Here is a 13,294-nt window from a genome sequence, read left to right on the forward strand (position 1 = left end):
ATTATTTATCAGCGTTGTGACTGTCGTGCAACCAGTTCGCCATATCGACAAACTGTTCGAGCGTCAGGTTCTCAGGGCGCATGCCAGGGTTTACACCTAGCTCTTCAAGCACTTCCTTGTCGATTAGGCTCTTGTAGCAGTTACGTACTGTTTTACGACGCTGGTTAAAGCCTTCGCGACATACGCGATCTAACCACTTAAGATCTTTTGCCGGGTAAGGCAGTACTTCATAAGGCTGAAGGCGAACGACTGCAGAGTCTACTTTCGGTGGTGGAACAAATGCTGTTGGTGGCACTTCTAAAACAGGAGTGACTTTACAGTAATATTGAGCCATAACCGTTAGACGACCGTAAGCTTTAGTACCAGGACCCGCTGCTAATCGGTTAACGACTTCTTTTTGAAGCATAAAGTGCATGTCTTGCACGTCTTTATGGAACTCAAAAAGGTGGAACATCAATGGTGTAGAGATGTTGTATGGCAAGTTACCGAAGATACGCAGCTTGTTGTTTGGCTTAACAAGTTGTTCGAAATCGAACTTCATTGCATCGCCCTCATAGATCGTTAACTTTTCAGAAAGATCAGGGTGATTACGCAGACGTTCAGCAAGATCTCTATCCAGTTCAATTACTGTGAACTTGTCGACAAGCTTGCCAACAGGCTCAGTAATCGCACCAAGACCAGGGCCGATTTCTACTAAGTTCTGGCCTGGTAGTGGGTTAATACTCGATACGATTCCATCAATAATATATGGATCGTTAAGGAAGTTTTGACCAAAACGTTTACGCGCTTTGTGCCCTAAGTGGACATCATTTCTCATTGCTTTTTCTCTACTAATTCAATGGCGTGCGTGAGCGCTGTTCTAAAGCTCCCTGTATCGGCTTGGCCTTTCCCTGCCAAGTCTAAGGCGGTACCGTGATCGACTGATGTGCGAATAAACGGTAAGCCAAGCGTGATGTTCACTGAGCGACCAAACCCTTTGTATTTCAATACTGGGAGTACTTGGTCGTGATACATACCTAAAACAGCATCTGCATCTTGCAAATATTTTTCATTAAAGATGGTGTCTGCTGGCAATGGGCCAACTAAATTAATACCATCTTTCTGGCGAATTTTTTCTAGCGTAGGGGTGATAGTTTCTATCTCTTCACGACCCAAACAACCATCTTCACCAGCATGTGGATTCAAACCACACACGTAGATAGTTGGTTTCTCAATAGCAAATTTTTCAACCAAGTCTTTATGCAGAATAGTAATGATTTGCTCTAATCTGTCTTCGGTCACTGCTTGAGATACATAAGCTAGCGGGATGTGCGTTGTTACTAGAGCAACACGCAGCCCTTCTGTTGCCAACATCATCACCACGAGCGGTGTGTTGGACTTCTCTGCAAAAAACTCGGTATGGCCGCTAAAAGCAACGCCAGCTCGGTTAATTACACCCTTATGAACAGGGCCGGTGACAATAGCATCAAATTCATCATTCATACAGCCAATTGCTGCGGTTTCTAGTGTATTTAATACGTAGTGGCCGTTCGCTTCATTAAGTTGACCCGCAACGGCAACTTCAGAGAGTGGAACATGTTTCACAACCAATGTTCCAGAGCGTTGAGGTTGCTTGGGCGCGGTTGAGTCGTAGTCCAACAGCTCAACCTCAATCCCTAACATTTCAGCTCGCTCTGCTAGTAGGGTTTTGTCCGCACAAACGACGAGCTGATGTGGCCAGCTTTCTTGAGATAGCGCTAGAGTTAAATCTGGCCCAATTCCCGCGGGTTCACCTGCCGTAATGACAAGGCGTTTAGTTGTCATCTTGGTCATCCTCAACCACTTCAACAAAGGCGCTAGCTCTTATTTCTTGCAGCCAAGCACCGACTTCTTCGTTGAACTTACGGTTAAATAGAATTTGATAAGCTTTGTTTTTCAATGCTGAATCGGTACGGTCTACTTCGCGACGGTCTAGTACTTCAACAATGTGCCAACCGTGAACGGTTTTGAATGGCGCACTGATCTTACCTTCAGGTAGCGTTTCTACTTGGTGTTTGAACTCAGGAACGTATAAATCTGGAGTTTGGTAGCCTAACTCACCATCTTGTACTGCTGAACCTGGATCTTGGCTGTATTGCTGTGCAAGATCACCAAAGCTCGCTTCACCTGCGTTTACACGACGCGTGATTTCTTCAAGCTGCTCTTTCGCACCGTCATCACTCAAGATAACCGTTGGCTTAATCAAAATATGACGTGCATTAACTTCGGTAACTGCAACGGTTTCCAAACCTTTTACGTCTTCAATTTTTAGAATATGAAAGCCAACACCACTTCGGAAAGGGCCGATGATGCTGCCTTTGTTCTGCATTTTTATTTGATCTGCAAAAATCGTAGGCATCTCTTCTTTACGCATCCAACCCCAATCACCACCTTGTAGTGCTTTAGGGCCTTTAGAGTAAGTATAAGCCATGGTGCTGAAGTCTTTGCCGTTGTTTAGCTCTTCCACTAAATCTGTCGCTTGTGCTTCTAATTCTTCTTTGGTTTGGTCATCATTGAATCGAAGTTGGATGTGGCCAATTTTGTATTGAACCGTCGCATTGGTTTCTTGCGCTAAGATGTCCGCTAGGTTGTCGACTTCTGCAGGAAGGATATTAATACGACGGCGAACCAAGGCATTACGAGCTTCACTTGCAGCAATCTCTTTTCTCACTTGCTCACGAAATGCGTTGTAGCTAAGGCCTTCTTCCGCAACCGATGCGGTAAGTTGTTGTACTGTTTGGTTGTTATCTTTGGCAATGCCTTCAATCGCTTGATCCAGTCGAGCATCATCAATTCGAACCCCAATACGTTCCGCTTCTTGGGTCTGAATTGTATCGATGATCAGTTTTTCTAGAACTTGCTCATTCAATACATCTTGTGATGGTAATGTTTGTCCGCTTTTCTTCGCGTTTGCGCGCAGTGTTTTCATTGAAGTATCAATGTCACTTTGTAAGATCACGCCCTCGTTGACGATTACTTTTACGCTATCGAGTTCAACTGGTGCGGCATAGCTTGTTGATAAAGTACAAGCCGCTGCGATAGCTATTAATGTGCGTTTCCACAATGTCATGTGTAATCCTTTATATTTACCGATGTGTTATCAATAAAGAAAATTAGTTGTTTAAGAAGAATGGGCGACCATAGCTGAGTGCGTTACTTGAGCTTGTTTCACTTACTTCGCTTGAGTTTGAGCCTATGTTGGTACCAAAGCCAACAATACCGAAGTTAAAGCCAAAGTTTTTCTCGTATACTGGTGTCGCATTCGATGTGTTGATGTAATCACCTTCCCATCTACGCAATTGGTTACTATAGGTGAAGCCGATATACCAACAATCGGACTTGTAATTGAGTTTAGCTAACCACTCAAGGTTCTCTTCGGTTGTTAAATCATAGAAGTACTGAGCGCTGGCACTCCACTTACGTGAAATCTGGTAGGCTCCGAGTAATCCTGCTTGAGATATACCATCTTTAGTAATCGATCCAACATTAAAATCAACAGTGTCTTCGATATACTCTTTGGTTACGTAGCGGTAGTTGGTTTGGATATAACCACCAGAAAAACGGTACTCAATGGTGCTGTTGGCTAGTTGCATTGCTGTGGTATCGATGTCGTACTGAACCCCACCATGATAAAACAGGTAGTCGTCGTAATTAAAGTCGACTTCTACAGCCCAAGATGAGTAATTCGAGTTCTTATCTTTAGTATCAAGTGTTAGATGTTGTTTCGTATCTTTGTCGATATAAAAGATCTGTCCAAACGACACATTGAGTCGCTCTTTATACTCATCATCAAAGAAACGAGATGATGCACCGTAGCTTACTTGGTTAGCTGCAGCGATACGGTCTACACCACTGTATTTACGGCTTCTAAACAGGCCATAATAATCAGTCTGCAGAAGTGTCGTATCGTAAAGACCAATGTTGTTTTGATCTTCTTTTGGTACATACAGGTATTGAACTTGGGGTTCTAGAGTTTGAGTGTAGTTACCAATAACCTTGGTATCTCTTTCTAAAACGATACCAGCATGACTCCTAAATTCTGGGACAACTCGACTTACTGACTTTTCTAAATCTTTATATTTGTCACTTGTGGTATCAACACCATCAAGATCTTGTTGGTAGTAAGTACCAAGAAGTCGGGCTTCTGTGGTCCAAGTACCCCAAGTGTTGCCTACTGGAATTGTAATTCCCGGCTCAACGTGAATACGAGTTGCCGATGGTTTCCCTTTTGCATCTGTATCAAACAGAGACACATGGCTGACCAAGTCGAAATCTAAATACTCCATTACCTCCGGGGCATAATAGTTATATTCCAGCTGTGGGAGCAGGCGGTATGGAAGGTTGTTTGTCGTATTTGTGAGGACCTGAAAATCTCGCACAAGTACAGACGCATCCCAATTTTGAGAACGGTATGTAGCCTGCCCTTCTTGAAGAAGCTGGCCATCTTCACGGTTACCAATGCCGCTTCCGTTGACATCTGTGAAGTACTCGATATCGCCAACTTTTGAGTAATCAATTTCAAACAACCAAGATTCTTGGAATATTCCTGAGTGATTAAGTTGAGCCCCCCAACGTTTGCCTTTCTCTGGGTATTTTTTGTCATCAGGCAAGTATTCAGACTTAATCATCCCGGAACCAAAATCGCTTAAATATCTAAATTCACTGTTAAGCTGAGTACCACGCTCTTTCATGTGCTTAAAAGTGGTTTTGAGGTCATACTCTGGTGCCAAATTCCAATAAACAGGGATCTCAAATTCAAAACCATCACTTGAGCCATATGATACCGTTGGATATAAGAAGCCTGTTTTACGCGTATCACCAATCGGAACGGTTAAGTACGGCAGATAAAAAACAGGGACGCTCTGAATTTCAAACCTTGGGTTGTAGAACGTAGCCTCTTCTTCATTTTGGTCGACATCGATACTTGACGCTCTTAGTCGCCATGCATTGTCGCCGATAGGGCAAGAGGTGATTGAGCCATCTTCAATCTCATAAACCGCTTTTCCGGTTTTTGCGATGTAAACCGCATCTCCTCGCCCTTGCTCACAGAGGAACTCATAATCGGTATTTTCGAGCGTCATTTCATCGGTGGTCAGATTGTTAGTGGCTCTGTCTGCCACTGACTTTATTTGACCATCGCTAAAGTTTACGTTGCCTTCAGCTACAACGATATTTTCTTGTTGGTGAAGCGTTACATTGTCGGCAAGGATGGTTTTGTTTCCTTGGGTAACTCTTACATCACCTGAGTAGATTGCCTTGTCACCATTGATAGCCTCTAAGCGATCGGACTCAACATGAGCGGGAAGTTGTGTCTCGTTTTCTGCAGCGGGCTCGATCAAGCATTGATCTATAGAGGGCATTTCCTGCACACTACTATCTGTGATTGTTTCAGCTTGAGTTGTCGATACGTATAATGCCGTACTTATAGACGCGGCTAACAAGGTGCGGGAAAAAGATTGCATGAAGTTGAACTATCCTGTGTCACTAGATGAAGGGTTGATCTAGTATCAATCCAATTAATAAAGCATTTTCCTTATGATAAAGGAAATATTAGCATTCAGCATCATCAGACAGCATTACTCAGACAAAATTCATAGATAGAGAACACATAATGCAAATATTTGGCAAAATTTTGGGCGCTTTTTTTGGTTTTTTATTTGGGGGGCCGCTCGGTTTAGTTTTTGGCCTATTTTTAGGGCACCAGTTCGATAAAGCTCGCCGATTGAACCAATCGGGCTTCAATAGCTCTGGTTTTGGCCGAGGTCCAAGCCAAGCTGAAAGACAAAACGAGTTTTTCAAATCTGCTTTTGCGGTTATGGGACACGTTGCTAAAGCTAAGGGGCAGGTTACACCAGAAGAGATTCAGCTCGCTTCTACAATGATGGAGCGTATGAACCTGCATGGCGAACAACGTAAAGCGGCTCAAGATGCTTTCCGTGGCGGCAAGGAGAGTGACTTCCCGTTAAGCGATGTGCTTGAGCGTGTGAAGATCTCATCGGGTGGCCGTTTTGATCTCCTGCAGTTTTTTTTAGAGCTACAAGTATCTGCTGCATTTGCTGATGGAAGTTTGCACCCTAGTGAACGTCAGGTTTTGCATAAGATAGCGCAAGGCCTTGGCTTTTCAGCAGAGCAACTAGAGCGTCGTTTGCAGATGCAAGAAGCTGCATTCCGTTTTCAACAGCAGGGTGGAAGCTTTGGTGGCCATCAAGGGCATGGGCAATCATCGGGTTGGCAACAGGCTTCGCAACAAAACCAACTGGCCGATGCGTTTAAAGTTCTCGGTGTGAGTGAAAGTGCCGACGGTAAAGAGGTGAAGAAAGCTTACCGCAAGCTGATGAATGAGCATCACCCAGATAAACTGATGGCGAAGGGTTTGCCACCAGAAATGATGAATGTCGCGAAAGAAAAATCGCAAGAAATTCAGAATGCTTATGATCTGATAAAGAAAGTAAAAGGTTTTAAGTAATCGAACATAGACCGAGTCATACTATTAAATGATTCGGTTTTTTATTAAAGGGAATTATATGACGGTAACGTATCAGGATGTTCTAGAGTTTTGGTTCGATGAATTGACGCCAAAAGACTGGTTTACTGGCGGCGAAGAAATTGATGCTTTAATAGAATCTCGTTTTGCTGAACTGCACAAAGCAGTTATCCAAGGTGAGCTATTTGAATGGCGACAAAACGCACAAGGGCGCTTGGCAGAGATTATCGTGCTTGATCAGTTTTCTAGAAATATTGGCAGAAACAGTCCGACAGCTTTTTCGGCTGACCCAATGGCGTTGGCTCTAGCCCAAGAGGCGGTAGCGGGTGGTTTTGATCACAAGCTTAACGAGCAACAAAAAAGCTTCCTGTATATGCCTTATATGCACAGTGAGTCTTTGCTGATGCACGAACAGGCTGTGATGCTTTTTTCCCAGACAGGCTTAGAGAATAACTTGGATTTTGAGTTTAAGCATAAGGTCATTATTGAGCGTTTTAGTCGCTACCCTCACCGTAATGAGGTGTTAGGTAGAGCTTCGACTCCTGAAGAGGCTGAGTTCTTGCAGCAACCGGGTTCAAGCTTTTAATTGTAGAAATACGGTTCAATAGATAAAAAAGAGGCAAGTGGTTAATAAAAACCTCTAGCCTCTTTTTGTTTAGCTTCATTCATGAGCTTTAATGTTAAAACTAGTTCGCTTGGTTAAGTGACCAATTATAGTCATAGCTGATTTTGTGAGTATTCGTGATAGGTTGAGTTCGATATTGGTCTAAGTGCTGAATGAGCTGTTTCTCTGTACCAAAATCCACAGCAAACCATTCGTAAATCGATGATAGTTGGAGCTTATTACCTTTAACCCACACACCTTTGTCACTATTAACAAACTCAGAGGCTGCTTGTTCTAGTAGAGTCTCGGTGTTGTCAGTCGTAAATGCTTGAAGTTGTAAGTTAGGGCAACCCAAACTCGCACAATTCACCGCATAATGAGTGCGCGGATCTTGCCAAATCGGTCTTAAAATTCGATGTTCAATGTCATTGAGTGTCAGTGACTTCCCGTTAACGACGACGACATCATCTCCCCATGGCCCAAAACTAAATAGTCCGCCAAGTTTAGTGATGGATTTGATCGGGTAGGCATCAAGAATCAAATCGACAGTCACGGCGTTATATAGATTAACCCAATAGGCATACTGTTCCGCTTTTGGATAGTAGAGTGGGTCAATCTGTTCAAGTCGGCTTATGTACTGCTTCAGTTTGGTTTTGTCTGAAGAACTCACCGTTTGATATCTAACTAAGGTGTGCTGACCTTGTTTTACTAAATAGTTATCGAGGAATTGTTGCCAATCTTGATGAGATACCTGTTCTAGATTGGTTTCGTTGCTTTGATTCCAGTATGGCCAAAGATCGGATTTAGGCGCAGACCAAGCTAAGGTTGAGAAAAGTAGGCTGACAATAAAAAGTAGTTGTTTCATGGCATTCTCCTGATGACTGACTACTAAGACCTTAAGGCTTACCATTTTCTTTCATTGCTCTTCATTTAAATAAACATATGAAGTTAAGTTAAAAGCTTAGCCAAATAAAAAAGGTTGGCACTTGGCCAACCTTTGGATTTATTCAGAAACGTCTCATTATTTCAGGAAGCTAGGAATCTTAGCTTCAAACTCTGAAATCTTATCGGCGTGTTGAAGAGTTAGGCCGATGTTATCTAGGCCATTCAGCAAACAGTGACGACGGAACTCATCAATCTCAAACGAGTATTCTTTTCCATTCGCACTGACTTTCATTGCTTCTAAATCAACGTCGATCTCAGCGCCTTCGTTTGCCTCAACGAACTGGAATAGTTCATCGACTTCCTGTTCTGTCAGACGAACTGGCACCATCTGGTTGTTGATCGAGTTACCGTAGAAAATATCGGCAAAGCTTGGCGCGATCATCACTTGAATACCGTAATCGGCAAGCGCCCACGGTGCATGTTCACGAGATGAACCGCAACCAAAGTTTTCACGAGCCAGTAGAATTGAAGCGCCTTTATAGCGGGGTGCGTTCATTACAAACTCAGGGTTTGGCTGTTGGCCTGCATCATCAAGGAAGCGCCAGTCGTGGAACAAGTGCTTACCAAAACCGATACGGTTCACTTTCTGTAGAAACTGCTTTGGAATGATCGCATCAGTATCGATGTTGGCCGTATCTAGAGGAACGACTAATCCGGTGTGTTGTTGAAAACCTGACATGTTAAATCCTCTAATTAAAGTTCACGAATATCGACAAAGTGACCAGCGATTGCTGCTGCGGCTGCCATTGCTGGGCTAACTAGGTGCGTACGACCATCACGGCCTTGGCGACCTTCAAAGTTACGGTTTGATGTAGAAGCACAGCGCTCTTGTGGACCTAAACGGTCGTTGTTCATTGCAAGACACATAGAGCAACCCGGTAGGCGCCATTCAAAGCCTGCTTCGATAAAGATCTTATCTAGGCCTTCAGCTTCAGCTTGTGCTTTTACTTGCTCAGAACCCGGAACGATTAATGCTTGAACATGTTTCGCTACTTGGCGGCCTTTCGCTACTGCTGCAGCTGCACGCATGTCTTCTATACGCGAGTTAGTACAAGAACCTACGAAGACTTTATCGACGTTGTAATCCGATAGAGATTTACCCGCTTCAAGGCCCATGTACGCCAGAGCCTTTTCTGCTGAAGTTTTTTCAACAGGATCTGCAAAGCTTTCTGGTGCAGGGATTGGTGTGTCTACCGAAATAACCTGACCTGGGTTAGTGCCCCAAGTAACTTGCGGTTTGATGTCTGCTGCTTCTAGTGTAACAACCGCATCGAATTCTGCATCAGCATCGGTTTTCAATGTGTCCCAGTATTCGATTGCCGCTTCTAAGTCTTGGCCTTGTGGAGAGAACTTACGACCTTTGATGTATTCGTATGTCGTTGCATCAGGGGCAATTAGACCCGCTTTCGCACCTAGCTCGATTGCCATGTTACATACTGTCATACGACCTTCCATCGTAAGGTCGGTAATTGCCTCACCACAGAATTCAACCACGTACCCAGTACCGCCAGCAGCCGTTGTTTTACCGATGATTGCTAGCACGATGTCTTTTGCTGTGATGCCCGGAGCAACCTTGCCTTTTACTTCGATCTTCATGGTTTTTGCGCGAGCTTGTTTTAGCGTTTGAGTGGCTAGAACGTGCTCAACTTCTGAAGTACCGATACCGAATGCTAGTGAACCAAATGCACCGTGTGTAGCCGTGTGCGAGTCACCACATACGATGGTCATACCCGGTAGCGTAATACCTAGCTCAGGACCCATTACGTGCACAATACCTTGGTATTTGTGGTTTAGATCGTAAAGCGTGACACCAAACTCTTCACAGTTCTTCGATAGCGTTTCCATTTGGATACGAGCCATCTCACCAGAAGCGTTGATGTCTTTAGTTTGCGTCGATACGTTGTGATCCATGGTCGCAAAAGTTTTGCCTACTTGGCGAACTTTACGGCCTTTTTCACGCAGACCGTCAAAGGCTTGTGGCGACGTTACTTCGTGGACTAAGTGGCGATCGATATAAAGAATTGGCGTTTCGCCCTTCGCTGCAACCGCAACGTGAGCGTCATAAACTTTTTCGTATAAGGTTTTTGCTTGCTGGTTTGTCGACATAGCTTTTCTTCCTTGGGAGCATCAGTCCCAGTGTTTGTTTCTAGCCAAGTCATACTGTCTAAGCTGACTTGGCTTGATATTATTCTTATGTACTTGCTTTTAATCTAAGCATCTAGCTTATGAAGCTAAGATGTACTCAGCGATCTTGTCACCCATTTCTGAGGTAGTCAGCGCTTGGTTCTTGCCTGCAAGGTCTGCAGTTAGCTCGCCTGCAGAAAGTGCTTTAGAGACCGCTGTTTCGATGTCTTGCGCTGCCGCTTCTTCGCCTAGGCTGTAACGAAGCATTAGCGCTGCCGAAAGAATTTGCGCGACTGGGTTCGCAATGTTCTTACCTGCGATATCTGGAGCGCTGCCACCTGCAGGTTCGTATAGGCCGAAGTTACTTTCGTTCAAGCTTGCAGAAGGAAGCATACCCATAGAACCCGTGATCATTGCGCACTCATCAGAGATGATGTCACCGAAGATGTTTGAACATAGCATTACGTCAAACTGAGATGGGTCTTTGATTAGCTGCATGGTCGCGTTGTCGATGTACATGTGGTTTAGCGTGACATCTGGGTAATCTTTTGCGATTTCTTCAACCACTTCACGCCATAAGATAGAGCTCTGCAGAACGTTTGCTTTGTCGATTGAGTAAACGTTTTTGTTACGTAGACGTGCAGATTCAAACGCAATCTTTGCAATACGTTCGATCTCGTAACGGTGATAAACCTCTGTATCAAAAGCTTTCTCAGTTGCGCCTTCGCCTTCACGACCTTTAGGTTGGCCGAAGTAGATGCCGCCTGTTAGTTCACGAACTACAACGATATCGAAGCCGTTACCTGAGATGTCAGCACGCAAAGGAGAGAAAGACTCTAGACCTTTGTGGATTTGTGCAGGACGTAGGTTACAGAACAGTTGGAAGTGTTTACGTAGAGGAAGTAGGGCACCACGCTCTGGTTGATCGTTTGGTGGGAGATGTTCCCACTTAGGTCCGCCAACCGAGCCAAATAGTACTGCGTCAGATTCTTCACAGCCCGTTACTGTCGCTTCTGGAAGTGGACAGCCGTGATTATCAATTGCGATACCACCAACATCATACTCTTCGCGAGAAAAGCTAATCGCGTGCTTCTTTTCAATCGCGTCTAGCACTTTATGTGCTTGCTGCATTACTTCTGGGCCAATGCCATCACCAGGTAGTACGGCAATCTTGTATGATTTATCTGTCATGTTAATCCTTTAATTCTTGTTACTGAGCTTTTTGGCTCGTTTTAAATTTTGTCCCTAAAGCCAACAACATCGACTCTAGGGCTCTGTTATTGGGGTATTAAACTGTCGCGAATTTTTGCTGCTTCATTTCAGCAATGGTGTCTGCGCGTTGAATGCTATTGATAACGTGTAGTAACGCTTGACCAGAAGCTTCAACGATATCGGTTGAAACGCCCGTACCGTGGTACTTACGGCCTTTATAGTTAGCAATGATGTCAGCTTGACCTAAGCCATCTTCGCCTTCACCTTTTGCGGTTAGGTCGAACTTATCCAACGCGATTTCGTAGCCTGTTAAGCGGTAGATACATTGGTATAAAGCATCAACCGGGCCATTGCCGACAGCCGCTTCGCATTTCTCTTCATCACCACATTGCAGTTTGATGCTGGTGGTAGACATAACACTACCAGATTGTACGCTTAGGTAGTTAAGTTTATAGAAGTCATCTTCATCACGTAGATTCGCGAAGTGCATTAATGCTTCTAGGTCGTAATCGAACACTTGTCCTTTACGGTCTGCAAGCTTCAAGAAGTCTTCATACAATGAATCTAGGTTGTACTCATTGTCTTTATAACCCATAGCGTCCATATGGCTCTTAACAGCCGCTCGACCACTACGGCTTGTTAGGTTTAAGGCTTTGTTTTTCAAACCAATAGACTCAGGTGTCATGATCTCGTAAGTGTTCTTGTTCTTAAGCATGCCATCTTGGTGAATACCTGAAGAGTGGCTGAATGCGTTAGCACCGACGATTGCTTTGTTGTCTTGAATTGGCATGTGGCAAAGCTGGCTTACCAACTTACTGGTACGGTGAATCTCTTTGTGATCCAAGCCGGTATGAACACCCAAAAGCTCTTGACGAGTTTTGATGATCATTGCGATTTCTTCTAGAGAACAGTTACCTGCACGTTCGCCAATACCATTGATTGTGCCTTCAATTTGGCGAGCGCCCGCTTGCACAGCAGCAATTGAGTTTGCAACCGACATACCTAAGTCATCGTGACAGTGAACAGAGATGATCGCTTGGTCGATGTTGGGTACGCGATCGAATAGCGTTTTAATAATGCCACCAAACTCATTCGGTACTGTATAGCCTACCGTGTCTGGAATGTTGATGGTCTTAGCGCCTGCGTTAATCGCGGCTTCAACCATACGACATAGGTTGTCAATAGGGGTACGACCGGCATCTTCACAAGAGAATTCAACATCATCGGTATAGTTACGCGCATGTTTGACAGCTTTTACTGCCATCTCCACTACGTCATCGTAGCTACGGCGTAATTTGTCTTGTACGTGAACCGTTGATGTTGAGATGAAGGTATGAATACGGAACTGGTCAGCCACTTTAAGCGCTTCTGCAGCGGCATCGATATCTTTCGCTACGGCACGAGAAAGTGCACAAATACGGCTGTCTTTGATGTGCTTAGCGATGGTTTGTACTGACTCAAAATCACCTGGAGAAGAGATAGGGAAGCCAGCTTCGATAACATCTACACCCAGTCTCTCAAGAGCATAAGCGATCTGTAACTTCTCTTTTACCGTAAGGCTTGCAGCCAATGCTTGCTCGCCGTCACGTAAGGTAGTATCAAAAATTATTACTTGATCGTTCATGGGTGCTTCCTTATATCGATAATGAATCGATTGCTATCCAAATTATTATTAAGAATGATGTTCTTTTAAAAGTGCCAGTTACAAAAAAACCCGCTCAGTGCGGGTTTTAATATTTGTGTAGTTCTTGACCCACAACTTACCCGCGCGATTGGTTCACGATAAGGAGAAGTTTCAGCAGTAGAGAAGAAGAAAAAATCATTACACAAATATCCGTAAATAAACTGTTAACACCATATTTACCGTAATTTATTCTGAGCGTCAAACAAGAAAATCCAATATCAGC

Annotated in this window: 11 protein-coding genes; 2 read left to right on the forward strand and 9 right to left on the reverse strand. The window is 44.1% G+C overall.

Annotated features, from left to right (window positions below; genetic code table 11):
* Position 1: 1 nt before the first annotated feature.
* The 4 genes from rsmA to lptD are packed head-to-tail and all read right to left on the reverse strand — an operon-like array spanning position 2 to position 5,480.
* A complete protein-coding gene (gene rsmA / locus ACED59_RS14135; RefSeq protein ID WP_017098908.1) occupies positions 2–817 on the reverse strand; it encodes a 16S rRNA (adenine(1518)-N(6)/adenine(1519)-N(6))-dimethyltransferase RsmA in 816 nt (271 codons plus the stop codon).
* Positions 814–1,803, reverse strand: a complete 990-nt coding sequence (gene pdxA / locus ACED59_RS14140; protein WP_032499971.1) for a 4-hydroxythreonine-4-phosphate dehydrogenase PdxA — start codon at positions 1,801–1,803, stop codon at positions 814–816. Before pdxA ends, rsmA begins: the two co-directional genes overlap by 4 nt.
* Positions 1,793–3,088: a peptidylprolyl isomerase SurA gene (surA, locus tag ACED59_RS14145; RefSeq protein ID WP_017098910.1), complete on the reverse strand. Its 1,296-nt coding sequence runs from the start codon at positions 3,086–3,088 to the stop codon at positions 1,793–1,795. The genes pdxA and surA overlap by 11 nt, the downstream gene beginning before the upstream one ends.
* 43 nt (positions 3,089–3,131) lie before the next feature.
* Positions 3,132–5,480 carry an LPS assembly protein LptD gene (gene lptD / locus ACED59_RS14150; RefSeq protein ID WP_017098911.1) on the reverse strand — a complete coding sequence of 783 codons (2,349 nt, stop codon included), beginning with the start codon at positions 5,478–5,480 and terminating at the stop codon, positions 3,132–3,134.
* 149 nt (positions 5,481–5,629) lie between these two features.
* On the opposite strand from lptD, the gene djlA reads away from it, so the two are divergent.
* Positions 5,630–6,484: a co-chaperone DjlA gene (djlA, locus tag ACED59_RS14155; protein ID WP_017098912.1), complete on the forward strand. Its 855-nt coding sequence runs from the start codon at positions 5,630–5,632 to the stop codon at positions 6,482–6,484.
* A 58-nt stretch (positions 6,485–6,542) separates the two neighbouring features.
* Positions 6,543–7,088: a DUF924 family protein gene (locus tag ACED59_RS14160; RefSeq protein WP_371705010.1), complete on the forward strand. Its 546-nt coding sequence runs from the start codon at positions 6,543–6,545 to the stop codon at positions 7,086–7,088.
* A gap of 100 nt (positions 7,089–7,188) precedes the next feature.
* Here ACED59_RS14160 and ACED59_RS14165 read toward each other — a convergent pair whose 3' ends face one another.
* The 5 genes from ACED59_RS14165 to leuA all read right to left on the reverse strand — a co-directional run bounded on the left by ACED59_RS14165 (position 7,189) and on the right by leuA (position 13,011).
* A complete protein-coding gene (locus ACED59_RS14165; protein WP_029224049.1) occupies positions 7,189–7,971 on the reverse strand; it encodes a DUF547 domain-containing protein in 783 nt (260 codons plus the stop codon).
* Positions 7,972–8,127: 156 nt separating this feature from the next.
* The gene (gene leuD / locus ACED59_RS14170; RefSeq protein ID WP_017098915.1) at positions 8,128–8,730 is read right to left on the reverse strand and encodes a 3-isopropylmalate dehydratase small subunit; all 603 of its coding nucleotides are present in this window, start codon (positions 8,728–8,730) and stop codon (positions 8,128–8,130) included.
* A 14-nt stretch (positions 8,731–8,744) separates the two neighbouring features.
* Positions 8,745–10,157 carry a 3-isopropylmalate dehydratase large subunit gene (leuC, locus tag ACED59_RS14175; RefSeq protein ID WP_017098916.1) on the reverse strand — a complete coding sequence of 471 codons (1,413 nt, stop codon included), beginning with the start codon at positions 10,155–10,157 and terminating at the stop codon, positions 8,745–8,747.
* Positions 10,158–10,274: 117 nt separating this feature from the next.
* Complete coding sequence (gene leuB, locus ACED59_RS14180; RefSeq protein ID WP_017098917.1) at positions 10,275–11,366, reverse strand: 3-isopropylmalate dehydrogenase; 1,092 nt, start codon at positions 11,364–11,366, stop codon at positions 10,275–10,277.
* A gap of 97 nt (positions 11,367–11,463) precedes the next feature.
* A complete protein-coding gene (gene leuA / locus ACED59_RS14185) occupies positions 11,464–13,011 on the reverse strand; it encodes a 2-isopropylmalate synthase (RefSeq protein ID WP_009847816.1) in 1,548 nt (515 codons plus the stop codon).
* Positions 13,012–13,294 lie beyond the last annotated feature (283 nt).

It is taken from the genome of Vibrio sp. FF266 (assembly GCF_041439695.1).
GTDB classification, from domain to species: Bacteria; Pseudomonadota; Gammaproteobacteria; order Enterobacterales; family Vibrionaceae; genus Vibrio; species Vibrio tasmaniensis_A.